This is a genomic window from Xanthomonas vasicola (assembly GCF_000772705.2).
GTDB classification, from domain to species: domain Bacteria; phylum Pseudomonadota; class Gammaproteobacteria; order Xanthomonadales; family Xanthomonadaceae; genus Xanthomonas; species Xanthomonas vasicola.
Genome location: NZ_JSBW02000026.1, coordinates 55,413 through 79,648, shown reverse-complemented (window position 1 = coordinate 79,648; position 24,236 = coordinate 55,413). Strand labels below are relative to the sequence as shown.

Annotated in this window: 12 protein-coding genes, 1 other RNA gene and 4 pseudogenes; 8 read left to right on the top strand and 9 right to left on the bottom strand. The window is 64.6% G+C overall.

The window, feature by feature from the left end; genetic code table 11:
• Nucleotides 1-839 precede the first annotated feature (839 nt).
• Nucleotides 840-1,913: a glycoside hydrolase family 5 protein gene (locus NX05_RS05495; protein WP_039436980.1), complete on the bottom strand. Its 1,074-nt coding sequence runs from the start codon at nucleotides 1,911-1,913 to the stop codon at nucleotides 840-842.
• 311 nt (nucleotides 1,914-2,224) lie between these two features.
• On the opposite strand from NX05_RS05495, the gene NX05_RS05490 reads away from it, so the two are divergent.
• Nucleotides 2,225-3,283, top strand: a complete 1,059-nt coding sequence (locus NX05_RS05490; RefSeq protein WP_039436981.1) for an NAD(P)-dependent alcohol dehydrogenase — start codon at nucleotides 2,225-2,227, stop codon at nucleotides 3,281-3,283.
• A 397-nt stretch (nucleotides 3,284-3,680) separates the two neighbouring features.
• Here the strand turns inward: NX05_RS05490 and NX05_RS24745 are convergent, their stop codons facing one another.
• The 4 genes from NX05_RS24745 to NX05_RS05465 form a co-directional block, all read right to left on the bottom strand.
• Nucleotides 3,681-4,190 carry a hypothetical protein gene (locus NX05_RS24745; RefSeq protein ID WP_230597562.1) on the bottom strand — a complete coding sequence of 170 codons (510 nt, stop codon included), beginning with the start codon at nucleotides 4,188-4,190 and terminating at the stop codon, nucleotides 3,681-3,683.
• 148 nt (nucleotides 4,191-4,338) lie between these two features.
• A complete protein-coding gene (locus NX05_RS05475; RefSeq protein WP_010375350.1) occupies nucleotides 4,339-5,820 on the bottom strand; it encodes an FAD-dependent oxidoreductase in 1,482 nt (493 codons plus the stop codon).
• Nucleotides 5,821-5,932: 112 nt separating this feature from the next.
• Nucleotides 5,933-10,405: a glutamate synthase large subunit gene (gene gltB / locus NX05_RS05470; RefSeq protein ID WP_039436984.1), complete on the bottom strand. Its 4,473-nt coding sequence runs from the start codon at nucleotides 10,403-10,405 to the stop codon at nucleotides 5,933-5,935.
• A 201-nt stretch (nucleotides 10,406-10,606) separates the two neighbouring features.
• Complete coding sequence (locus tag NX05_RS05465; protein ID WP_010364702.1) at nucleotides 10,607-10,987, bottom strand: I78 family peptidase inhibitor; 381 nt, start codon at nucleotides 10,985-10,987, stop codon at nucleotides 10,607-10,609.
• Nucleotides 10,988-11,041: 54 nt separating this feature from the next.
• Between NX05_RS05465 and NX05_RS05460 the strand changes: the two genes are divergently transcribed.
• Nucleotides 11,042-12,319, top strand: a complete 1,278-nt coding sequence (locus tag NX05_RS05460; RefSeq protein ID WP_026112752.1) for a DNA topoisomerase IB — start codon at nucleotides 11,042-11,044, stop codon at nucleotides 12,317-12,319.
• 282 nt (nucleotides 12,320-12,601) lie between these two features.
• Here the strand turns inward: NX05_RS05460 and NX05_RS05455 are convergent, their stop codons facing one another.
• Nucleotides 12,602-12,946, bottom strand: a complete 345-nt coding sequence (locus NX05_RS05455; RefSeq protein WP_010375356.1) for a hypothetical protein — start codon at nucleotides 12,944-12,946, stop codon at nucleotides 12,602-12,604.
• A 251-nt stretch (nucleotides 12,947-13,197) separates the two neighbouring features.
• On the opposite strand from NX05_RS05455, the pseudogene NX05_RS05450 reads away from it, so the two are divergent.
• The 4 genes and pseudogenes from NX05_RS05450 (at nucleotide 13,198) to NX05_RS05435 (ending at nucleotide 18,491) form a co-directional block, all read left to right on the top strand.
• Nucleotides 13,198-15,599: pseudogene (locus NX05_RS05450) on the top strand (penicillin acylase family protein).
• A pseudogene (locus tag NX05_RS05445) lies at nucleotides 15,599-16,150 on the top strand (substrate binding domain-containing protein); the annotation flags it as partial. The pseudogenes NX05_RS05450 and NX05_RS05445, both read left to right, overlap by 1 nt.
• A gap of 214 nt (nucleotides 16,151-16,364) precedes the next feature.
• The gene (locus NX05_RS05440) at nucleotides 16,365-16,751 is read left to right on the top strand and encodes a BlaI/MecI/CopY family transcriptional regulator (RefSeq protein WP_010375367.1); all 387 of its coding nucleotides are present in this window, start codon (nucleotides 16,365-16,367) and stop codon (nucleotides 16,749-16,751) included.
• Between the two features lie 3 nt (nucleotides 16,752-16,754).
• Nucleotides 16,755-18,491 carry a M56 family metallopeptidase gene (locus NX05_RS05435; RefSeq protein WP_039436988.1) on the top strand — a complete coding sequence of 579 codons (1,737 nt, stop codon included), beginning with the start codon at nucleotides 16,755-16,757 and terminating at the stop codon, nucleotides 18,489-18,491.
• A gap of 323 nt (nucleotides 18,492-18,814) precedes the next feature.
• On the opposite strand, the gene NX05_RS21865 is transcribed toward NX05_RS05435, so the two are convergent.
• Nucleotides 18,815-18,889, bottom strand: a non-coding RNA gene (locus NX05_RS21865) — sX9 sRNA.
• A 733-nt stretch (nucleotides 18,890-19,622) separates the two neighbouring features.
• Between NX05_RS21865 and NX05_RS05430 the strand changes: the two are divergent.
• A pseudogene (locus tag NX05_RS05430) lies at nucleotides 19,623-20,188 on the top strand (hypothetical protein).
• Nucleotides 20,189-20,224: 36 nt separating this feature from the next.
• Nucleotides 20,225-20,517 (top strand): annotated as a pseudogene (locus NX05_RS21860) (saccharopine dehydrogenase); the annotation flags it as partial.
• Nucleotides 20,518-20,712: 195 nt separating this feature from the next.
• Here NX05_RS21860 and NX05_RS05425 read toward each other — a convergent pair.
• Nucleotides 20,713-21,498, bottom strand: coding sequence for a DUF1868 domain-containing protein (locus tag NX05_RS05425; protein ID WP_010375372.1), 786 nt, complete (start codon nucleotides 21,496-21,498; stop codon nucleotides 20,713-20,715).
• 10 nt (nucleotides 21,499-21,508) lie between these two features.
• On the bottom strand, nucleotides 21,509-24,172 hold the full coding sequence (locus NX05_RS05420) for a TonB-dependent receptor (protein WP_172645687.1): 2,664 nt from the start codon (nucleotides 24,170-24,172) through the stop codon (nucleotides 21,509-21,511).
• Between the last annotated feature and the right edge of the window lie 64 nt (nucleotides 24,173-24,236).

The window sequence follows — 24,236 nt, the reverse complement described above, 5'->3', positions numbered from 1 at the left end:
AACACCTCACGCCGCGTCCGCTTGCGCTTGCCGTTGTACTCCGCATCGCCGAAGGTCAGTTGCATCGTCGTTGTCCGTTGCGTCTGTGTGATTGTCGCAGGATCAAGGGGAGTTGTTCAGAGTTTCCTGAGCTCGTTCGATGTACGACAGCAACGCGTCCATCACAAGACTAGGCGTATACGCCCGCACAAACCACGGTTAAGAGGGATCAATCGGCCAAGCTGTGCAGTGACACGCAGTTCTTGTGTTAGAGCGCGCACGCGTGGCCCGAACGCACCGCACCTTTTGCGCACGCTTCAAACGAGTGGCACGGTCCATGACTGCGCGATGGCGTAGTGCACATCGCAGGCGAATGCAGCTGCATTGTGTGCAGTGCCTCTGCACTGCAGCGTTTGTCTGTCCATCGCGATGGGTTGCCTGATTGCAACGCTGTCGTCTGCCGGTGCCAACCACGGCGGCAGGCAATGCGCAGGTGTCGTGCGCAATCGCGGTGGCGCGATTAAAGGATGAGATCGCTTGCGCGTCGTCCACGCATCGTGGCGCGCGAGCGTAGCACCAGCGCGTCGCCGAGACGGCCGCTTGCACTGCAGCTGCACATGCCCATGGAAGACATGGCAGGCGCTCGATGCAGGGCTGTTGCACGCGATTAAGAGCGCACAGCGGCAACACGGAGCGTTTGAGCTGGCGCGGATCGCTTGTGCCTTCTGCGCTGCCCACGGCGAGCTAGCGGCGGTCTGGCCCTCTCCGAAGCAGACTGCCCTCCAATGCGGTGCACGGCAATGGACAAAAAAAATGTGGCCGCAACACTGGTTGCGACCACCCTCTGACTATGCCGCTGCTTACTTGCCGGCGCGGCGTGCGTACTTGCTCAGGATCGCCATCTGCGGTTTGTCGCTACCGTCCTTGCCGGGCTGTACGGTGAAGGGGTAGTCCGGCTTCCACCAGGAACCTGCCGCCCACCAACTCCAGCCCAGCCATACGTCGCTGTTCTTTTCCATGTAGGTCAGCATGCCTTCCAGCGCCTTGTCGCAGACGGGATTGTTGGCCGTGGCGAATTCGCCCAGGAAGCCCTTCTGCTTGTTCTCGCGCAACCACGACGTGAAGCCCTCCAGCTTTTCTTGGCCTACCGAATCGCTGGTGCACACCGGCTTGGTGCCGCTGTAGTCCTTATCCAGGTATTGGTGCGCTTCGAAAGCCAGGTTGTTGCCCGGGTCCTTGAGGATCTCCAGCGCCTTCGCGTTGGAGATGCCGTAGCTGGTGCTGCGCCAGCTGTGTGCGCCGGTGTACGCGGTGCCTGGTACCAGGATCAGATTGTTCGCGCCGGTCTTGCGGATCGCATTGATCGCTCCCTGCGCGGCATTGGCCCAATCCGGTGCGGAAATGCCATTGGGCTCGTTCATCAGCCCGAAGATCACCGCCTTGTCGTCCTTGAACTCCAGCGCCAGCCTGCGCCACAGATCGGCCAACGCGCTGGCCGGCACATCGCTGGTGCCGACGCGCTTGCCGTCGTACGTCGCATAGTTGTGCAGATCCAGGATCAGGGATTGCTTGTTGGCCTTGGCCGCGTCCAGAGACTTCTTGATCAAGCCCAATTGGGCCTGGTCCAGCGGACCATTGAGCTCGGGCTGTACGCGTTCCCACAGGAAAGGCAGGCGGATCGTATTCATGCCTTTGCCGGCGAAATAGCTGAAATCCGAGGCGGCAGGGTAGGTGTAGTCCTTGAACAACGTGCCGGGCTTCTTGCGCGAGTTGAACTCAGCGCCGGACAGATTGACGCCGACATACTTCAGGCCGGCGGTTTCCTTCTTCGGGTCGGGCGGCTCCTTGGCCTGGGCCAATGGAGTGGCAGCGAGCAAGGTCAACGCGAACGCGGCGGTGCGCAAGCGGGAGAAGTGCGGGGGAATGCGGAACATGGGAGCCTCCTTCGGCATCGACGTGGGCGGCCGCGGGGGGAGGGCACGGCCAGTGCAGATGGTGCAGGGCGATCAGCGGCTGCGTGAGCCTGGGAGCTCGCACGTTAGCGTGCCATTCACGCGCATCGCGCGGATTTGACCGCATGCAAACACGCGAAAAGTGCATCATGCCGCTGCGGTAGCGCCCGCAATAGACCAGGGTAAGACGCACTGTCGCAAGAGTGCGACAGTGCTGCGTCTTAAGCTATCGATCCGTTCTTTTCTGTTGTTGGCGCACCTTGCCGACGACGCAACACTCCGGAGGTTTCCCCATGAGCACAGCCCACGCCTACGCTGCCCAGGCCGCCGATCAACCACTTGCCCCGTTCGTGTTCGAACGCCGCGCGCCCGGCCCCAACGACGTGCACATCGACATCGCCTACTGCGGCGTGTGTCACTCGGACCTGCATACCGCACGCAACGAATGGCACAACACGGTGTACCCCTCGGTGCCCGGCCACGAGATCGTTGGCCGCGTGAGTGCGGTGGGTAATGCGGTTACCGGCTTCAAGGTCGGCGACCTGGCCGGTGTTGGTTGCATGGTCGACAGCTGCCGCAGCTGCGCCTCCTGCCAGGAAGGCGAAGAGCAGTATTGCGAACAAGGCTTCACCGGCACCTATAACGGGCCGATGTTCGGTGGCGGCGAGAACACCTACGGCGGCTACTCCGACCATATCGTGGTCGACCAGAAATACGTGCTGCGCATCACCCACAGCGACAACCTGGCCGCGGTCGCACCGCTGCTGTGCGCTGGCATCACCACCTATTCGCCGCTGGCGCACTGGAAGGTGGGTCCGGGCCAGAAGGTGGGCGTAGTCGGCCTCGGCGGCCTGGGCCACATGGCGGTGAAGATCGCCAAGGCGATGGGCGCGACCGTGGTGCTGTTCACCACTTCCGAAAGCAAGCGTGCTGATGCACTGCGCCTGGGCGCCAGCGAAGTGGTGATTTCCAAAGACGAAGCGCAGATGGCGGCGCAGTACAACACCCTGGATTTCATCCTCAACACGGTGGCCGCGCCGCACAACCTGGACCCGTTCCTCAACGCGCTCAAGCGTGACGGCGCCATGGTGCTGGTCGGCGTGCCCGAGCAGTCGCACCCGTCGCCGGCCGTGTTCAACCTGGTGATGAAGCGTCGCACCCTGGCCGGCTCGCTGATCGGCGGCATCCGCCAGACCCAGGAAATGCTGGACTTCTGCGCCAAGCACAGCATCGTCTCGGACATCGAAACGATCCGCGCCGACCAGATCAACGAGGCCTACGAGCGCATGCTCAAGAGCGACGTGAAATATCGCTTCGTGATCGATATGGCGACGTTGGATAAGGCGGCCTGATTCGTTATTGCATAGCGTTGCGATGCCGCCGCGTGCGTCGTTATTTGGCGCAAGCGGTGGCGCATCTACGTTGGCATTAAAACGGTCATCGAGGCGCTACACGTCACCATTATATTGATGGCAAATTTGATGTTTGGGAATGCTAAGCGCTACCCAAGGCAACGCCTCCTACAAAATGCTATAAGCTGTATAGGCTATCGAGCTTTGGGATCGGAAAATATCTGCAGAATGCCTTCGACTGCGGTCTCAACCCGCAGTTGCCGTGCCTCAATTTGACTTAGAAGAAACTTGACGTCTGTAGGGACACCGATCTCGTTCTTTAACGCAGCCATTAACCTAGCTTGTGCCGGTTCCAATTGTTCGACCTGGTCTTTGACTACACCCACGAACTGTAGATTTAAGGCGTTGTACTTCTCCCACGCTTGGTCACGCTCTTGCCTGCGCATATGCACTGACCACGGAAATGTTCGAAGGATCGTTGAAGTGCTGCCATACGAGCGGAGTCAGGATGACCAGACTCGTTCTGTGCCCTCATCTCTATATTAATACGCTGGACTTCTTGCATATTTTGGTTGTAGAGCTGATCCGCAATTGCTATTTCGGATTTAAGCTCGTACATGGGCTTTGCAGCCGCCATGAGGAAAAACAGTGACTCCGTGAATGATGCACTCAGCTCGCCAGCATGCTTCATCACTTCGGAACCGCCGACCAGTTGCACCCTCGCAAGCTGCGCAATGACAACTTGGACGGGTATTCCGAACTCCGGCGACGTGGGATCCTTCGCCGACAGCATACCAAGGTGTCCTTGTAGCGCTTTAATGTCGCTGTAGAGCTTCAGGTAAACTTCTTTACGTAGGGTACCGAGACGATCCTTGAGCTTTCCGGCTGCGTCATGCTGCAGTTGCATGCGCAAACGTCGGGAATTACTCCAATTTGAAAGCAGAACTCCCGCTAGCGAAATTGCAGCCGCGACTATTCCAGACCAGACAACTGTTGGAAGGCTTAGGCCTTCAAACGTCATGTGCAGATAACCATCGGTCAAGCCCTATGATTAATCACGCAGCAGCCGGCTCCTTGACCTGCGCTTTCACTCCCAGCAGCTGCACGATGCTGCCCGCCGCGTCGCGGCCTTCGGCCACTGCAGTTACCACCAGGTCGGCACCGCGCACGCAGTCGCCGCCGGCGAACAGGCGCGGGTTGCTGGTCTGGTAGGGCAGGCGGCCGTTGCCGTCGGCCGGGGCGACGATGCGGCCGTTGCTGCCGGCTTCCACGCCTTGCGAGGACAACCAGTCGGGCAGGGTGGGCGAGAAGCCGAAGGCGATGATCACCACGTCCGCTTCCAGCAGCGATTCGCTGCCTTCCACCGGCACCGCGTTGCGGCGGCCGCTGGCGTCGGGCTCACCCAGCTTGGTTTCCACCACGGTCACGCCGATGGCTTCGTCGTCGGCGCCGGATTCGATCGACAGCGGTTGGCGGTTGAACAAAAAGCGCACGCCTTCTTCGCGGGCGTTGGCGACCTCGCGTGCGGAGCCGGGCATGCTGGCTTCGTCGCGGCGATACGCGCAGGTGACCTTGGCTGCGCCCAGGCGAATGGCGCTGCGTACGCAGTCCATGCCGGTGTCGCCGCCGCCCAGCACCACCACGCGCTTGCCGTTGAGGTCGGGCAGGGCGAGTTGGTCTTCCCAGCCGGCGATCGGCCGGCCATGTGGATCGTTGCCGCTGACGATGCGGCTGTTCTGCACCAGGAACGGCAGCGCCGGCAGCACGTTCTTCAGGTCCTGCCCCGGTAGACCGCCGTCGGTGTAGCGGTAGGCGCCGGTGCCCAGGAATACCGCATCGTATTCGCCCATCAGCTGCTCGATGCTGACGTCCTTGCCGATCTCTACGCCCAGGCGGAACTGCACGCCCATGCCTTCGAGGATTTCGCGGCGCTTGCCGATCACCGACTTGTCCAGCTTGAAGCTGGGGATACCGAACTGCAGCAGCCCGCCGATCTGCTCATAGCGGTCGTACACCACCGCTTCGATACCGGCACGCACCAGGCGGTCCGCACATGCCAGACCGGCTGGGCCGGCGCCGATCACCGCCACGCGGTGGCCGGTTGACTGCACGTTGCCCAGGTCCGGGCGCCAGCCCATCTTGAAGGCGGTGTCGACGATGTATTTCTCCACCGCACCAATGGTGACCGCGCCAAATTCTTCCAGCGTGCAGCTGCCTTCGCAGAGACGGTCCTGCGGACACACGCGCCCGCACACCTCCGGCAGCGGGTTGGTGGAATGGCACAGCGCAGCGGCCTCTTCGATGCGGTCTTCCTGCACCAGCTGCAGCCACTGCGGAATGGCGTTGTGCACCGGGCATTTCCAGCTGCAATACGGGTTGCCGCAGTCCAGGCAACGGCCGGATTGGTACTGGGCGTCGGCCTTGTCGAACTTGCCGTACAACTCGCCCCAGTCGCCGGACGTGCGCAGCTCCACCGGAATGCGCGTGGGCATGGTCCGGGGCAGGTCGAGGAATTGGAAGGCTTGTTTGCGGCTCATAGGGCGGGAATCGGGAATGGGGAATGGGGAATCGCAAAGGCGGGTCTGTGAGAACGGGAGTGGAGCCGATGAACCGGGCTTTTCACCATTCCCGATTCCGCATTCCCGTTGCTCAGGCGGCGCGCCGCAGCGACTCCGTCAGCGACTCAATGCTGGCGGCCTTGGGTTTGACCAGCCAGAACTTGCCGATGTAGTCGCGGAACTCGTCCAGGATCTGCTGCGCCCAGATGCTGCCGGTGAGCTCGCGGTGGCGGCTGATCAGGGTGTGCAGGTGCTGGCGATGGTTCTCGAAGCCTTCGGCCGAGACGCGGTGGATGTCGATGAGCTCGTGGTTATAGCGGTCCACGAAGTCGCGTTCGATATCCAGCACGTAGGCCAGGCCGCCGGTGAAGCCGGCGCCGAAGTTCAGGCCCACCTTGCCCAGCACCAGCACGATGCCATCGGTCATGTATTCGCAGCAGTGGTCGCCGGCGCCTTCCACCACCGCCAGCGCGCCGGAGTTGCGCACCGCAAAGCGTTCGCCTGCGCGCCCGGCCGCGAACAGCTCGCCGCCGGTGGCGCCGTACAGGCAGGTGTTGCCGACGATCGGCGTGTTGCGTGCCTCGAAGCGCGCGCCGCGCGGCGGACGCACCACCAATCGCCCGCCGGCCATGCCCTTGCCGACGTAGTCGTTGGCTTCGCCTTCCAGCTCCAGCTGCAGGCCACCGGCGTTGAACGCGCCGAAGCTCTGCCCGGCGGTGCCGCGGAAGCGCAGGTTCAGCGGCGCATCGCTCATGCCGTGATTGCCGTGCGCGCGCGCGATGGCGCCGGACAGGCGTGCGCCGATCGAGCGGTCGGTGTTGTGGATCAGGAAGCGATGGTCGCCACCGCGCTTGTTGGCGATCGCATCGGTGAGCAGGCCGTCCATCTGCGTGGCCAGGCTGTCCGGCGATTCGTACAGGCGCTGGGCGGCGCAGTGGCTGCCGTCATACTGCGCATGGGTGAGCAGGCGCGAGAGATCGACCTTGACCCCGGCGCGCGGCGAGACGTCCAGCTGTTCGAGCAGGTCGGTACGGCCGACGATTTCGTCCAGCGAGCGCACGCCCAGGTACGACAGCCACTGGCGCACTTCTTCGGCCAGCAGGCGGAAGAAGTGCTCCACCCGCTCCGGCAGGCCGGTGAAGTAGCCGGCGCGCAGGCGCTCGTCCTGGGTGGCCACGCCGGTGGCGCAGTTGTTGAGGTGGCAGATGCGCAGGTACTTGCAGCCCAGCACGATCATCGGCGCGGTGCCGAAGCCGAAACTGTCGGCGCCGAGCAGCGCGGCCTTGACCACGTCCAGGCCGGTCTTCAGGCCGCCATCGGTCTGCAGGATGGTGCGGTCGCGCAGGTCGTTGGCCACCAGCGCCTGGTGCGACTCGGCCACGCCCAGTTCCCACGGCACACCGGCATAGCGGATCGAGCTGACCGGGCTGGCCCCGGTGCCGCCGTCGTGGCCGGACACCGTGATCAGATCGGCGCCGGCCTTGACCACACCGGCGGCAATCGTGCCGACGCCGGCATGCGCCACCAGCTTCACCGACACCAGCGCAGTCGGGTTGACCTGCTTGAGGTCGTAGATCAGCTGGGCCAGGTCTTCGATGGAATAGATGTCGTGGTGCGGCGGCGGCGAGATCAGGCCGATGCCGGGCTTGGCGTAACGCAGCCGGGCGATCAGTTCATTGACCTTGTGGCCGGGCAACTGGCCGCCTTCGCCAGGCTTGGCGCCCTGGGCGACCTTGATCTGCAGCACTTCAGCGTTGACCAGATATTCCGGGGTCACGCCGAAGCGGCCGGAGGCCACCTGCTTGATCTTGGAGCGCTTCTCGGTGCCGTAGCGGGCCGGGTCTTCGCCGCCTTCGCCGGAATTGCTGCGCCCGCCCAGGCGGTTCATCGCAATGGCCAGCGCTTCATGCGCTTCAGGCGATAGCGCACCCAGGCTGATCGCAGCGGTGTCGAAGCGCCGCAGCACATCGATGGCCGGGGCCACCTCATCCAGCGGGGTCGGGGTGGCGGCACGCTTGAGCTGCACCAGATCGCGCAGCGTGGAGGCCGGGCGTGAGTGCACCGCGTCCACGTACTTCTGCCAGTCGCCAGCATCGCCGGTGCGCGTGGCGCGCTGCAGCGTCATGACCACGTCTGGGTTGTACATGTGGTACTCGCCGCCGTGCACGTACTTGAGCAGCCCGCCCACTTCCGGCTTGAGCTGGTCGTTCCAGGCGCGCGCGGTGAGCTCGCGTGCTTCGGTGTCCAGCCGCTGCAAGCCAACGCCGCCGATGCGCGCGGGCGTGTCGGCAAAGCACAGCTCCACCACGTCCGGGTCCAGCCCGACGATTTCGAACAACTGCGCGCCGCGGTAGCTGGCGATGGTGCAGATGCCCATCTTGGAAATGATCTTGGACAGGCCCTTGTAGATGCCCTTGCGGTAGCGACGGCCGATCTGCGACTGCTCGCCGCCCTTGCTCAGCTGCAGGATGCCGCGCCGGCCCAGGTCGAACAACGTCTGGTAGGCCAGATACGGGTACACCGCGGTGGCCCCGAAGCCGAGCAGGCAGGCCATGTGGTGCGCATCGCGCGCGGTGCCGGTTTCGATGATCAGATTGACGTCGCAACGCAGGCCCACCTTGCACAGGTGGTGGTGCACTGCACCGGTCGCCAGCAGCGCATGCGCCATCGGCCGGTCCGGCACCGGGTAACGGTCGGACAACAGCAGCATCACCGCGCCCTCGCGGGCGGCGGCTTCCACTTCCTGGCAGATGCGTTCCAGCCCCGCCTTGAGGCCTTCTTCGACGCTGTAGGACAGGTCGATCAGGCGGTTGCGCGCGACGTACTGCTCCATCTTCAGCAGCTGACGCAGCTTACGTTGGCTGAGCACCGGCGAGTTGAGGATGACGTGGTTCACCGTCTCCGCACCGGCGTGGAAGATGTTGGTCTCCTTGCCGAGCTGGGTGGTGAGCGACATCGCGATGCCTTCGCGCAGCGGGTCGATCGGCGGGTTGGTGACCTGCGCGAACGCCTGGCGGAAGTAGTCGTACAACGGCCGGGTCTGGCGGCTGAGTACCGCCATCGGAGTGTCGTCGCCCATCGAGCCGGTGGCTTCCTGCTCGGTCTCGGCCAGCGGGCGCAGGATCTGCTCCACTTCCTCGGTGCTGAGCTGGAACAGCTTGTGGTAGCTGCGCAGGGTCTGCTCGCTAAAGGGCTCTTCCACCAGCGAGGGGTCGATCAATTCGGTCTGCAGATAGGTCACGCCCTGCTGCAACCACTGCTTGTACGGGGCGCGTGCACGGTTGATGCGGTCGATGGCATCGGAATCGAGCAGGTCGCCGCGCTTGAGATCGATCGCCATCATCTCGCCAGGACCGAGCTTGCCCTTGCGGGTGATGCGCTCGGCCGGCAATTCCCACACGCCGGCTTCGGAGGCCACCAGGAAGTGGCGGTCGGACGTCAGCATCCAGCGCGCCGGGCGCAGGCCGTTGCGGTCGAGCATGCAGGCGGCATAGTGGCTGTCGCAGGCGACGATGCCGGCCGGGCCGTCCCACGGCTCGGTGTTGAGGCCGTAGAACTCGTAGAACGCGGCCAGATCGGCGTCCTTGAACTCCAGCGACTGGGTCGCCGGTGGCACCAGGATGCGCAATGCCTGCAACAGGTCCATGCCGCCGGCGATCAGCAGCTCCAGCATGTTGTCCAGGCTCTGCGAATCGGAGCCGTGCATGGAGATCACCGGATCGAATTCGGCGATATCGAAACGCGGGGTCTGCCATACCTTGCTGCGCGCCTGCGCCCAGCGGCGGTTGCCTTCGATGGTGTTGATTTCACCGTTATGCGCGAGCAGCCGGAACGGATGCGCCAGCGGCCAACGCGGCAGCGTGTTGGTGGAAAAGCGCTGGTGAAACACAATCGCGCTGGAGGACAGATCGCTGCGCTGCAAGTCCGGGTAGAACGTGCTCAGCTTGTCCGGCAGCACCATGCCCTTGTAGCTGATGCCGTTGGGCGAGAGGGTGGTGACGTAGAAATTGTTGACCGCGTGCAGCGCCTGCTCGGCGCGGCGGCGCGCCAGAAACAGTGCCAAGGTGAAGCCGTCTTCGGTCTGCTCGGCACCGGCATCGACAAAAACTTGCTCGATACGCGGCAAGGTGTCGCGTGCCAGCTGGCCGCACACGCTGTCGTCGGTAGGCACCACGCGCCAGCCGCGAAGGTGCACGCCGGCGCTCTGCAGCTGCGCTTCCAACTCGGTGCGACAGCGGGCGGCATCGGCTTCGTCCAGCGGCAGGAACACCACACCGGCCGCGTAGCGCCTGCCCAGGGAGATACCGGCGTCGCGCGCGAGCCCGCGCAGGAACGCATTGGGTTTGCGAATCAGCAGGCCACAGCCATCGCCGGTGAGTCCGTCGGCGGCGACACCGCCGCGGTGGGTCATGCGCGAGAGCGCCGCAATCGCGGTGTCCACCAGCGAGCGGGAAGGTTGGTCGTCCAACTGGGCGACCATGCCAAAACCACAGGCGTCGCGTTCATCGCGCACGCTGTTGTAGAGACCGTAGTCGTTGAGCCCTTGGCGAGTGCGGGGGGCCATGTCTGCCTCTTTGCGATCCAGGAGAGCGGCGACGACGTTGCACCGCTCGATCCGTGGAGCGTTCGAAGAGGTCACCGGATGATCGACTAGACCACAGTTGATGCGGTGCCGCAATACACCGTTACAGCTGCAACAAGAGCCGCTGCAATCCCTTGTGCCAGCAGGCTTGGCGCCGGTCTTGCGACAGGCGCCAACGCCGTATCAGCCGCAGCGCACCGAGGTGACCACGTTCTTGGCGTCCACTTCCAGATTGAGCCGTTCGCCGTTGAATTCCATGGTGGTCATCTGGCCGGGTTTGAGCACGCGCACCGACTTGGCGGCTGCATCGCTGCGCGCCTGTTCGCTCACCGCATCGGTCAACGGCTGGCCCACCAGCGATTGCACCTGGGTGGCATCGCAGGTACCGATCGGCGGCGCTTCCGGCGCTGCATCCGGCGCGGGGGCAGAGGCCTGTTCGGCCGCGTGCTGGGCCTTGGCGGTGACGGCTTCCTGCTCATCGGGTTGCGGTTTGTTGCAGGCAGTCAATGCAGTCAGCACAACCAGGGTGCAAGTCAGGCGGGCAATAGGCAGAACAGCGCGCATCGATCACTCCAGCAAAGGGATGCCCAAGCATAAGCACAAAGTCACGCGACGGGCATGGCTTGCGCACACGGCGTTGTCGTTCCGTTGACATCACCTAGTCTCGCCGCGCTCAACAATTACGCCCAGTCCTTCGACCTGTGCGCAATGAAAGCCAAACGTGTTCTTCGCAGTGCCGCAGCCACCGTAAGCACCACCGGCAAGCTTGCTGCGGTGGCCACTGGTGCCGCCGTCGCTACCGCTGCCGTGGCAAGCGCGGCGGCCGTGGCGCAGGCCAAGGCCACCGCACGCGCGGCCGGGCTCACGTACGTCAACGATCAGCAGCCCGGCATCAGCCGCCGCAAGGCCGGCAAGAGTTTCAGTTACCGCGATGCCGACGGGCAACGCATTGGCGATGCCGAGACCTTGCAGCGCATCCGTTCGCTGGCCATTCCCCCGGCGTATACCGAGGTGTGGATCTGTGCCAAGCCCAACGGCCATCTGCAGGCCACCGGACGCGATGCACGGCGGCGCAAGCAATACCGTTATCACGCCGACTGGGCGCAGGTGCGTGGCGAAGGCAAGTTCGAACGCGTGATCGACTTCGGTACTGCGCTGCCCAAACTGCGGCGGCGGTTGCGTCGCGATCTGGTGCTGTCAGGATTTCCGCGCGAAAAAGTATTGGCAATTGTGGTGGCATTGCTGGCCGACACCTTGGTGCGCGTGGGCAATGCCGAATATGCGCGCAGCAATCGCTCGTACGGGCTGACCACGCTGCGCAACCGGCATATGGAGTTTTTGAAAGGCGGCCGCGCGCGACTCAAGTTCCGCGGCAAGAGCGGCCAGGACCACGACATCGAAGTGGACGACAAGCAGCTGGTCAAACTGATCCGCGAATGCCAGCAATTGCCGGGGCAATCGTTGTTTCAGTACCGCGACGACGATGGCCAGTTGCAGCCGGTGGATTCGGGCGAGGTCAACGACTATCTGCGCGAGGCCATGGGCGAAGACTTCACTGCCAAGGATTTCCGAACCTGGGGCGGCACGCTGGCCGCATTGCAGCGCCTGGCGCGTCTGCCATTACCCGAGCGCAGCAGCGAACGCGCGCTGACCCAGGTGCAAAACGATGTCATCCGCGAAGTGGCCGACGCCTTGGGCAACACACCCTCGGTCTGCCGCAAGGCCTACATCGACCCGCGCGTGTTCGAAGGCTGGCGCGCGGGCCAGTTGCAGGCCATGGCCACCGGCGTGCGCGGCGAGCGCCAATGGGAAGCAGCCACGCTGAAGTTCCTGACCGCGTCGCGTAGCAAGCTCAAGGCACAGGCAAAGCCGGCGTCGAAGCGGAAGTCAGCATAAGAAGCGAAATCCGTAAGAGTTGCGCTAGACAACTGCGCTTGCCCAGCACGAACAGTGCACCGAGGAAGGTACCGTACACGCGCAATTCACCAGATGAGCGCGGCCGGTGCTCGGTATGGCTGTCCTGCGCACGCCGCGCTTGCGACCGTTCACGGCCACAGACGACGGCTAGATACGTTTGTCAGACACTGCAAATGACAGACCCGGGAGCCGGAAAAGCTGCGGTGCTTTACCGAATCCCGAATCCCAAATCTCCAATCCAAAATCTCCAATCCCCAACAATCAGCCGCAATACATCGCCGTGATGCTGTTGCTCGGGCCGGTTTCGATGGTGAGCTGATCGCCGCCGCTTTCGCTGGCACCCTGCGCCGGATCGGCCAGACCGCTGGCGGTGGTGCCGCCGGTGGCGCGCTCACCGCGACGCACGATGACCTGCTGGCTGTCGCTATCCACGCGCGCACGTTCGATGGTCTGCGCCGCTGCCGCCAGACCTACTGCACCACGCACCTTGTCGATATGGCACTGGCCGGAGATGGCACCGTCGATCGGCTGCACTTGCGCAACCTGAGTGGAAGCGCAGGCCGACAACAACACAACGGCAGCGAGCGGGGCGAGGATACGGATCATCGGGAATCTCCAGGGCAAGAATGCCGCAAGCGTGAAGGTGGTGTTGTCGGGATGGCATGAAGATGCCGCGCTGCACCGTGTCAGAGGACAGATACCTCTCTGGATTGCCGGCGATCGTCTGCGCACCGGGGTACGCTGCAGCAACGCTGGCCCGCAGGGATTCGCTTGCGACGCCAGCGCTTCCGGGCCGCGCGCCGCCCCGCATTGCGAGGGGTGCAGGCTGATGCGTTTCACCACATGCGATCGCCAGCATGACCCTCACTGCCTTGCTGTGTGCACTGGGTATCGCCTGCGCCACGCTGGCGCCGACCGTTGCACGTGCAGCGCCAGCGCCCAACCAGGCCACCATGACGGTGGTAGGTCTCCAACAGCCGGCGCAGATCCGCGTGGACAGGTGGGGCTTGGCACATATCTACGCGCAGACCGACGACGACGCGTTCTTCGTGCAGGGTTTCAATGTGGCGCGCGACCGTTTGTTTCAGCTGGATCTGCTGCGACGCAAAGGCCTGGCCACCTGTCCGAAGCGTTGGGGCCAACCTATGTGGAACAGGATCGCGCCGCGCGGCTGTTTCTGTATCGCGGCGACATGGCGCAGGAATGGAGCAGTTACGGGCCCGATGCCCGGCGCGACGTGGGCCGCTTCGTGGCCGGCATCAACGCGTATATCGCATGGCTGGACAGTCACCGGCAGGCACTGCCCTACGAATTCGGCAAGCTGGGGTATCGCCCTGAACGCTGGGCGCCGGAGGATGTGCTGCGCATCCGCACCACTGGCCTGAGCCGTAATGTCAAAAGCGAAGTCGCGCGTGCGAACGTGGCCTGCAAGGCCTCGCTGGCAGTCGATGCGGTTCGCCTGACATTGCAGCCGACCTGGACCACCACGCTGCCAGAGGGACTGGACCCGTGTCTGCCGAAAGACGTGTTGAAGGTCTATGAGCTGGCGACGCAGAGCCCCAAGCTGAGCGCAGGCACGCAGCTGGCGGCAATCGCATCAACGCTTTCGGCCACGGACGAACAAGCCTCCGCCGAAGGCAGCAACAACTGGGTCATCGCACCGCACAAATCCGCCACCGGTCATGCAGTGTTGGCTGACGACCCGCATCGGGCCTACAGCGTGCCCAGCCTGCGCTACTTCGTGCATCTCAACAGCCCTGGCCTGGACATCATCGGCGCCGGCGAGCCCACCGCGCCCGGCATTGCGATCGGGCATAACCGCACCAGCGCGTTCGGCCTGACCATCTTCAACATCGATCAGGAAGATCTGTACGTCTATCGGTTGCGTCCAGACGACAACGCGTCCTACTGGTACCAGGGCAAATGGGAGCCGCTGCGCAGCGAGCACGAACAGATCGCCGTGCGCGGCGCCGCGCCGGTGACAGTAGAGCTGCAATTCACCCGTCACGGGCCGGTGATCTATGTCGATGCCGAAAAACATGTGGCGTATGCGCTGCGGTCGGTGTGGAGCCAGCCCGGTGCGGCGCCCTATCTGGGCTCGCTACGCTATCTGCGCAGCAACTCGTTCGTGCAGTTCAAAACCGCACTCGCCCATTGGGGAGCGCCGTCGGTCAATCAGGTATATGCAGATGTCGACGGAACCATCGGCTGGGCCACCGCCGGCATGACCCCGCGCCGCGATCACGGCGATGGATTGCTGCCAGTGCCCGGCGATGGCCGCTACGAATGGAACGGCTTCTGGGATAGCACGGTGTTGCCCTGGTCAAAGAATCCCAAAGCCGGCTTCATCACCACCTCCAACGAGATGAACCTGCCCTCCGGCTACCCGGTTGCGCAGCGCAAACTCGGCTTCGAGTGGGCCAATGAGGCACGCCACGCCCGCATCACCCAGGTGCTCTCGCAGCTGCCCAAGGTGACGCTGGAGGATTCGGAAAAACTGCAGAACGATCAGGTCTCCTTGCCCGCGCAACGCCTGGTCGCATTGTTGCGACCGCTGCGTTCGCAGGACCCTGATATCAGCGCCGCACTTACGTTGCTGCGGCCATGGAATGGCGAGATCAGCGCCGCGTCGCCCGCCGCAGTGCTGGAAGAGGTCTGGTTCAGTCGCTATCTGGGCAATGCATACAAAGCGTTGCGATTACAGCCGTCAGAGGCCGACAGCTTCGGCGCGCCCGATGCCGCGGCCATGTTGGATGCGCTGGAACATCCCGGCGCCGTGTTCGGCGCAACGCCGGCCGCACGCCGCGACCAGCTGCTGCTGCAGTCGTTGCGCAGTGCGTACCAGGCGCTTGTCTCGCTGCAAGGCCCCGATGCCTCGCAGTGGCAATGGGGCAAACTGCACACCAACAAGATCTCGCACGCGATGAGCGCGGTGGCCGGTGTCGATCGCGCGCTGCTTGATATCGGCCCGTTCGCCAAGGGCGGCAGCCCTTATACGCCGAATCAGTCCAGCTACGACCCTGCCGATTTTCGCCAGACGATCGGTCCCTCTGCACGCTTGATCATCGACCTGGGCAAGTGGGATAACTCTCGCGCCATGAATTACCCCGGCCAATCCGGCGACCCGGCCAGCCCGCATTACCGCGACCTCGCACCGCTATGGCTCAAGGGAAGCTATTTCCCGCTGCTGTACACGCGCGCTGCGGTAGATGCGGCAACCGAACAGATCTTCGACCTGGTGCCTGCGCAGGCGCAGTAATCGGCGCTGACTTCTGTGTGGCTTATCCGGAGATCACGCTCGAGGTAGTGGCCGAGGACCGCACGGTCGATCTGGTGGAAGAACAGTGCGATGTCGCCATCCGCATCAACCCACGTCCGGACAGCAGCCTGGTCGGTCGCTGCTTCGCCAAGGACCGGTTGGTGGTGGTGGCCGCACCGTCCATCGCGATGCCGTCCGGCAAAGCAGTGCATCCGGTGCCGGGCGTGGTGATATCGAGCTTCCAGCCCGCCACCTGGGTGCTGGATGGCGGGCGCCTGGTGTTGGAGCCAGTGCCGCGGATGCAGTTTTCCTCGTTCCTGATGGTGCGTGATGCCGTGATCGCCGCCGGCGGCGTTGCGTTGATTCCGCAGTCGATTGCGTCGGAGCAACTCGCACGCGGCGGGTTAGTGCAGTGGGGCACCCTCTCCGGCGTGGAGCCGGCGCTACGGGTATTGCATACCTCCAGGCGCCTGGCAGCACCGAAGGTGCGCGCCTTCGTGGATTTCATCTGCGCCCGCTATCCGGACATGTCGCTGGTGTTGAAGGGGTAGGGCAATCACGTCCTTCCGGTCGAAAGCGCACCAAGCCAGCTAGCGCCTCTTTCAGCTGCTGCGCGCAACACGTCTGAAGTCGCCCCAGGGCATCTGGCCTCGCCAGGCAACCAGACGCCACGACAAACCTCCAGACGCACCCCTGCCATCCGACCTATTGACGACAGCTGTAGTCACGTCTACGGTAGCGACAACTGTAGTCAGGGAGAGCGGCATGCGTGGCAAGACCATCGGGGACCAGGAGCTGGCCCTGCTGCAGTACATCGAAGAACAGCGGCATGCCAGCGTGGGCGAAGTGGCTGCCGCGTTCGGTGAGCCGCGTGGGCTCGCCCGCTCCACGGTGTTGACCATGATGGAGCGGCTGCGGGCCAAGGGCTTTCTGCGTCGCAAGCAAGTGGACGGCATGTACCGCTACAGCGCCACCGCGGGGCAGGACGATGTGGTGCGAGGCGCAGTAGGGCAATTCGTCGAAAAGACCCTGCAGGGCTCGGTGTCGCCGTTTGTGGCGTGGATGTCGCAGCGCGCCGAAGTCAGCGATACCGAACTGGCCGAACTCGAAGCATTGGTTGCCAAGCTGCAATCGCAGCGCAAGGAGGATTGAGTCATGTCGCCCCTGATCGAAGCGGTGTTATGGAAGCTTGGCGCCACCAGCGTGCAGACCGCGGTGCTGGTGTTGGTGGTGTGGGCGCTGTGCCGTGGCGTGCGCCGCCTGCCAGCGGCCACGCAAACCTGGTTGTGGTGGTTGGTAGGTGTGCAGGCGGTGGTTGGCCTGGTGTGGAGCAGCCCGGTGCAGCTGCCGGTGCTGCCAGCGCATGGCGTGACCACTGCGCTGGGTTCGACCGGCAGCCTGGCGTCGATGGAAACTGCCGCTGCCGCGGCATCCACGGCTGCACATGCCGGCGCCACCGCGCAGGCGATGCAGGGCGGTGCCTGGCCCACCTTTGCTGCGGCATTGCTGGCGTTGTGGGCGGCGGGCGTGCTGGTGCTGGCGGCCGGCACGGGGCGCGCCTATCTGCGCAGCCGTGCATTGGTGCGCGCGGCCCAGCCCTGCACCGACCAGGCCTTGGTGCAGGCGTTGCAGATGGCTGCTGAGGCGCATGGCTTATCGCGCACGCCGTTGCTGCGGTTGTCGTCGCAGATTGACTCGCCGCAGTTGATCGGTCCGTGGCAACCGGTGTTGCTGTTGCCTGCTGCACGGCTGCCGCACATGGCCGATGACGATCTGGACATGGCGCTGACCCACGAGTTGATCCATCTGCGCCGTGGCGATCTGTGGTGGGGCTTGCTGCCGGCGTTGGCGCGGCACCTGTTTTTCTTCCACCCGCTGGTGCATCTGGCCGCGCGCGAGTATGCAATCGCCCGCGAAGCCGCCTGCGATGCCGCCGTGGTCGCCGGGCATCGGCATTGCCGCCATGAGTACGGCCGCTTGTTGTTGCAACTGGGTGTGGCGCCGCGTCCACGCGGCGGCGTGGCGAGCGCGTCCCCCTCATTTCTTAGTTTGAAGCGCAGATTGTCGATGTTGCAGGACACCCGCGCGTTTCCACGGCTGGCCGCCGCGATGATTTTGGCCACAGTAGCGGTGTGCGGTGTGCTGCCGCTGCGTCTGGTAGCCAAGCCCGCACCGGAGACGTCTGCCCGCATGCAGCCGGTTGTGGTCACCGCCCCGGCAGCAGCGGGCGCTGCACGCGCACAGGTCAACACTGCAGACGCAGCAGCGCCGATGAGCGCGTTGCCTGCACCGGCGCTGCCGGCCGCCCCTGCGGAAGCGGCCGCCCCTGCCACCCACGGTGTCATTGCCGATGTGCTGGGCGCCGAGCCGCTGCATGACGAGGATGCGGACCCAACGGACAGCAACTGGAATCTCGACCTGGACCGCATCCGCCGCGATGCCACCCGTGGCGCGCAAGCCGCGGTGCACGAGGCACTCGCTGCCAACAACCAGGACCTTGAGCTGCAGCAGGAGCGGATGCAGGAAGCCCAGGACGCATTACAGGAAGCACGCGAACAACTGGCCTCGTTGGGCCCGGAACTGGCGCAGGCCAAGCAGGACGCGCAACAGCAAGCACGCCAAGCCGAGCAACAGATTCGCGAAGTCGCGCTGCAGCATCGTCAGGCGCAACACGCGTATGCCGCTGCAGTGCGCCAAGCAGACGAGCTGTCGCGGCAGCAGGTCGAAATGGCCAAGCAGGCCGCTCGTCAGGGCCGCGCCGAGGCCGAACGCGGGCAACGGCAAGCGGCGCAAGCGCAACGCGAGGCCGCGCAGGCGCAGGTAGAGGCCGAAAAAGCGCAAGCAGAGGCAGACCAAGCGCAGGCAGAAGCAGAACGGGCGAAGAGCAGCTAGGAACCATTGATGAAACGACTGCGCTCACCGTCAGTCGGGCGCGGTCGGTACGAGGAGCCGCCATGGACCATGCGTGGATTCGGCGACGAATCTCGTCATAGCGTGCTAATTACGCCAGCTGATCGCCACAGCTGGTAGCTGCCTGCACCATCTTGCTTGCTGCTTTAGCGATCCAATAGAGAGCGTCAGCATCGCGGGCCGCTGTAGACCGCACGTCACGGCGGCGATGGGTGCCGTTGGCCACGGAGCAGCAACGCATGGTGTGCCGCGTGACTCCACCTCCGGCTGTGCACGGCCGGCAGACACGCGGCCGCAGTAAGAGTGGGTAACAGAACGTCGTGCGCAGTCGTCAGGTGGGCGCGGACGGCAGATCAGCAACGCAGTGTCGGGTGGTACATGCCGATTCAGAGCACCGTCCGCTGCCACCGCGCGGTGAGCACGGTCTTTTTCCGCTGCGTTTCAGCGCAGTTCCTGACGCCACGCATCTGCCGACGCAATGCGCTGGCATCGCATCGGTAAAGGCAGCACCTGCATCACCACGGGCCGCCACAGCCCCGTATTTGCTGAGTCTCGACGTCTGCAGCGTCGGCAACGCCGTGGCCGCGTGATCGCTGTTTCCATCCGCCGATGCGCACTGCTCAGGCGGCACTCAACGCGCTGTGCCTTTCGTGGAGATCTCACATGATCCAGACCACTGTTCCATTGCTGTGCCTGCGTTCGGCGTTGCTGCTGGCCCTTGCCGCAGCCGCCGGCCCCACCGTGATCGCAACCGCCGCTGCGGCGCCTGCGCTGGCTGTACCTGCACCTTCTTCATCGGCGCAGGTCGCACCCATCGCGCATATCTCGCCTGTCGGGGACAGGGCAAGGGTTGCACCAGCAGCACCTGATGTGACTTCTACGCAAACCGCACCGGTTGTCGTTGCACTGCGCGTGTCTGCGATCTCTCCGGTAGCGCCGGTCGCACTCATGGCGCCCGCGCCTGCAGTTACCGGGGCAGGCTCAGCAGTGCCCGCAGCCAACGCAATGCGGGCGTTGCCTGCTGCGCCCGCTATTTCTTCAACAACGCCGGTCGCACCCGCCGCACCCATTGCACCTGCTGCTGCAGCAGCACCGGCACGGCCGCGCGCTGGCATGAAAAAATCCTGCGGCCATGCCACTGCAAACACGCAGGGCGAAGGCGACGCCTATGTGCTGGTGCACGGCGATCGCGGAGTGATGCACGGCACGCCCGACGATCTGCAGACGGCGCGAAGCGACGCAGGCGATGGAAGACGCGTGCTGTGGTTTCGTGCGGATGGGAAACAGTAGCTGGTGCGTGATCCAAGCTTGCTCCATCAGCTGGCTGTGGCGCATCTGCGCAGCCAGCAATTGGCCGATGCTCAGGCCAGATTGGCCGCACGTCAGCACGCCTTGAGGAACGGCAAGCTGTACTCGCCGCGCAGCTGTCTGCGCACGCTGAGCCGCGCCTGCGGCAGGCGTCGACACGCACAGCGTCGGCCACTGCCTCCACGCCAGCGCAGCAACCTGCAACGCCCGATGCGCTGCAGGCATTGACGCAGCAGCAACAGGCACTGGCACGGCAACAAGCCGCATTGGCAAGCAAGCAGGCTGGCGCATCCAGGTTGGTCACGCAGCAGGCGTTGAAGGTGTTGCGCGAAGCACTGAGAAGCGGCCACGCGACGCGTATCAACGGTTAGCCGCAGGGTGCCAGCCGTGCAACAACGCGAGCGCAGATGAGGGTGCGCTCGCCGATACTGTGCACAGACACAGGCACAGGCACAGGCACAGGCGGCGAGCAGGCGATGGCGTATCGGGTAGTGGTGTTGAGCGGCTTCGGCCACTCGGTGCGCGCATTGTGCGTGCGCTGGCGGCAACGGCACAGATTCATGTGATCGCGGCTGGGCGACATCCTGGCGATGTGGCGACCAAGTGGCCGGGTATCGCACCCGGCAGCATCTCCACCTGGCGGCTGGATATCGATGCAAGCGACTTCGCTGCGCAGCTTGCGGCCACCGGCGCCGATGCGAGTGATGCTATCAGCGCGATGCGCTGCGTACCCTCGCCCCAACCTCTGTGCGCGCCACGGCCGGCGCTTGCAGTGCGGGCGCTCAAGGCACGCGCGGCAAGGACGCGCGTACCGTGCCTTCTCGCCCGAGGGGAGAGGAATTTTACGGAGGCGCGCGTCTAGCTCACACAGCCCCGTAGCAGCCTCCACCCATCCTCAGACCTCATGCAGCGTGCGAAACGCGTACATGTCGTCGAACGTACAAAAATGAAAGCGCGGCACCGTGATCGGCCCCGCTGCTGCTAGCTGTGTGAGCCAGCCGCGCACCGCCGTGCGATACGCGGTTTGTTCTGCCGCATCGAGCGTGTCGCACAGGTAGGCCAGCGAAATATGAAACTGGAAGTTGGTGTACTCGGGGCGCTGCAAGCGTGTCAGTGTCATCAGCGATTGGCGCGCAGCTTCCAGGCGCTGCGCGGTTTGTGTGTCCGCCGGCTTTAACGGAATCAGCAGATTGTCGTTAGCGCCGGTCTTGGCCGCCGTCGGGTTGACCAAGAAGCGGCAAGCGCCCAGCGGCGGCGCAGCGCGCGCTTTCACTCGCGACAGATAGTCGGCGTTGATGTCTGCCAAGGCATGGTCGCGCGTCAGATCGCTTGGCCATGGCCCATGCGCACGGTCGCTCTCGTTGACCCCGCCCAGCAAGGTCACGTGATAACTGCTTGGCGGCAGCAAGGCGAATTTGTTGGCGAAGCGCTGTTCGGGCAGTTCGCGGTAGATGTTCAGCACGCGGTCGAAGCTGTCATAGCCATCGCCCTGTTGCTCTAGATGACCCACGAAGGTATTGCCGGCAAACGGCATCGGCCGCCGCGAGCGCAAAAACTTGCGGCCAACATCCGACGGTGGCGGCGTCTTGGCCAGGGCGGGGATGCCGCTGGCCAGCAGCGAGGTGCCAGCGGCAGCCATCAGGTGACGACGACTGATGCGTGTGTCCAGAAACGACGACATGGGAAAGCCCTCAGAGTTTGACGTTGATGCCGAGCATCACGGTGGGTGCCATTTTCCAGGCCGATTGCACGTATTCCTGGTGGCGGCCGATGCGGTACTCGTAGCCCTGGCCGGCCAGATTGAGCACGTCCAGGCTCACCGCCATCGCGGGCGAGAGATCCCAGGCCAGTTTCAGATCGAGACGGTCCAGCGGTTGCTGGTAGCGGTTGCGATAGAACTCCTGCTGGTTGCTGTAGTTGGGGTAGCGGTCGTCCCACAGCTCGCCGGTACGGCTCCAGGCCAGGGTGCTGTGCAGCGGCCCGCGGGCGTAATTCAGGGTCAGATTCCATAACTGCTTGGGCTGCTGCGGCAGTACCGATAAGGTGGTGCGGCTGCCATCGCCCAGGACCACCGGGTAGTCCACGTCCAGGAAGGTGACATTGGCACCGACCGACAGCCCGGCCAGCGCGGGCAGCCACGGGCCCAGTTCCTTGATCGCGCCGAGTTCGACGCCGCGCATGTGGACCGGCCGGTCGGTATTGCGCGGTTGGGTGACCAGCACCTGCTGGCCGTCGATGCTCTGCAGCTGGCCGTAACGGAAAATCTCGTTGTCGATGGCCTTGTGGAACAGCGCGATCGACAGCAGGCTGCCGCCGTCGTCGAACGTCCAGTCGTGGCCAAGGTCCAGATTCTGCGAGCGACGCGGCTGCAGGTCCGGGTTGCCCTGGTTGAGCGTGGGCGGGTTGCTGCCCAGCGTGAGCACGCCGCCGTTCAACGCCATCTGGTCCAGGCGCGGTCGCCCGATCGAGCGCGAGGCACCAAAGCGCAAGGTGCCGTTGGCGCTGGTCTGCAGCTGGCCGGCCAGCGATGGCAACCAGTTGCGGTAGCTGCGCTGCGCGCTGACCGGGGTCCAGACGGTTCCGCTCAATTGCTGGCCACTGCTGCCAAAGCGGGTCTGCTCCAGGCGCACGCCGCCGGTCAACCGCCAGCGCTCGCCGCGCCACTGTGCTTGTGCGAAGCCGGCGCGCACCTGCTCATCCACGCTGTAGCTGCCGCTGTTCTGCGCGGTGGTGTCCACCACCCCGCGCGCCTGGCCGGACGCGGCGTCCCAGCGGGCGTCGGCCAGGTCCGGGTCGATGGTCAACATGGGCGCGTTGCAACCCAGGGCGCAGGTGGGATCGCCCAGCACATCGGCCAGCGAATAGGGCAAACCGCTCCAGGTCGTGCGCTGGAACGCGGTCTGCATGTGCGTGCGCACCTGTCGCAGGCCCCAGGCCAGTCCTAGCCCCCGGCTGTCTTCGTCCATGTTGCGACGTAGCTCCAGTTGCAGGTCGCTCACCCGTTCGGCGTAGGTCGTGCGCTCCTGCTGGTGGTTGAGGTTGGCGTAGCGGGTCGGGTCGTCGGCCAGTGCGGGGTTCAAGGCCGTGAATGCCGGCAGGGTGCCGCTCCAATCGAAGCCGTAGGCCAGGTGGTTCTGCTGGAAGCGGTCCCAGGTCTGCGGGTTGTCCACCGTGGCGCGCGAGGTGCTTGCCCGCAGCGCGCCGCGCCACTGGGCGGGCAGCTCGGCCAACAGTTCGCCGTTGATGCCGGACAACCCGCGCTTCCAGCGCAGTTGCCCTAACTCGACGAGCTGGTTGAGGTTATCCAGCGTGCCGCTTTCCGGGCCGCTGCGGGTCAGGCGCGCGCTGTTTTGCACCTGGGCGGCCTGCGTATTGCGGTCGGAGGCTTCGTGCTGGTCGAACGTGTAGCCAGACACGTGCCCGCTGAGCGGACCCTCCGGCTGCCAATCCACGCGTGCGGTCACGCCGCGGCGTTCGCGCGTGTTGTCATAGTTGTACCAGCGCCGCTCGCTGGGCACTGCAGCGCCGGTGCCGCCATAGGCCACCGGTGCGCGCGTGCCATCGGCGTTGTACCAGTTCAGGGCGCCGCCGTTTTCCTGCTGCGGCACCGAAATGTCACGGCGCCAAACGCTGGCCGCACCCAGAAACGCAAACTCACCGTCACGCCCGAAGCGCTTGCCCCATTTCAGCTCGCCTTCGCCCATTGGCGTGCGGCCGCCATAGCGGCTCCCCATGAGGTTGGCGCCGCCCTTGGCCGAGGCGGTCAGCAGGCCATCGGGGCGGGCAAAGCCGGTCCCGGTGACCAGATTGGTGACGCCACCGATCGCGCCGCCATCGTTTTCCGGCAGCAACGACTTCACCACGTCGATGCGGTCGACAAAGTTCGCCGGCAGCACATCCATCAGCGCCTGGCGGCTACCGATGTCGTTACTGGCAAACGCAAAGCCGTCGATCAGCATGCTGTTGTAGTTGCCGTTGAGGCCGCGCACCGTCACATAGCGCGGTTCGCCCTGGTACTCGACCGTGCTCACGCCGGTGACCCGGCGCAGCGCATCGCCCACATTGAAGTCAGGCAATTGCCCGATGCTGTCGGCGGCGACCGAATCCACGATGGTGGGCGCCGCCTGCTTGGTGGCGATGGCGCGCGTGTTCTGCGACTGGAACGGGTTGCGCACCTGCACCGTATCCATGGTCAGCGCGTCGGCTCCGCCGGACATGTCGGCAGCGGTGGACTGCCAGGGAAGCCAAGCGATCAAGGCCAGCCCCAGCGCAAGCGATAGCGCATGCGGATGCGGTGGGCCAGACAGGGCGGGGCGACGGGGGAGGGAATGGGGATAGGGATGCAACAGGCGCATGGCACGATACCAACGTCGGCTGGCCCCACCGTGGGGCCGCAGGCGGATTAAATTAAGCTGCTTA

Excerpts from the sequence above, each read along its gene's own strand:
- NX05_RS05440 (WP_010375367.1), top strand. The coding sequence starts at position 16,365 with ATGCGTGGCAAGACCATCGGGGACCAGGAGCTGGCCCTGCTGCAGTAC.
- NX05_RS05420 (WP_172645687.1), bottom strand. The coding sequence starts at position 24,172 with ATGCGCCTGTTGCATCCCTATCCCCATTCCCTCCCCCGTCGCCCCGCC.
- NX05_RS05465 (WP_010364702.1), bottom strand. The coding sequence starts at position 10,987 with ATGCGCGCTGTTCTGCCTATTGCCCGCCTGACTTGCACCCTGGTTGTG.
- NX05_RS05460 (WP_026112752.1), top strand. The coding sequence starts at position 11,042 with ATGGCTTGCGCACACGGCGTTGTCGTTCCGTTGACATCACCTAGTCTC.
- NX05_RS05490 (WP_039436981.1), top strand. The coding sequence starts at position 2,225 with ATGAGCACAGCCCACGCCTACGCTGCCCAGGCCGCCGATCAACCACTT.
- NX05_RS24745 (WP_230597562.1), bottom strand. The coding sequence starts at position 4,190 with ATGCAACTGCAGCATGACGCAGCCGGAAAGCTCAAGGATCGTCTCGGT.
- NX05_RS05475 (WP_010375350.1), bottom strand. The coding sequence starts at position 5,820 with ATGAGCCGCAAACAAGCCTTCCAATTCCTCGACCTGCCCCGGACCATG.
- NX05_RS05495 (WP_039436980.1), bottom strand. The coding sequence starts at position 1,913 with ATGTTCCGCATTCCCCCGCACTTCTCCCGCTTGCGCACCGCCGCGTTC.
- NX05_RS05435 (WP_039436988.1), top strand. The coding sequence starts at position 16,755 with ATGTCGCCCCTGATCGAAGCGGTGTTATGGAAGCTTGGCGCCACCAGC.
- gltB (WP_039436984.1), bottom strand. The coding sequence starts at position 10,405 with ATGGCCCCCCGCACTCGCCAAGGGCTCAACGACTACGGTCTCTACAAC.
- NX05_RS05455 (WP_010375356.1), bottom strand. The coding sequence starts at position 12,946 with ATGATCCGTATCCTCGCCCCGCTCGCTGCCGTTGTGTTGTTGTCGGCC.
- NX05_RS05425 (WP_010375372.1), bottom strand. The coding sequence starts at position 21,498 with ATGTCGTCGTTTCTGGACACACGCATCAGTCGTCGTCACCTGATGGCT.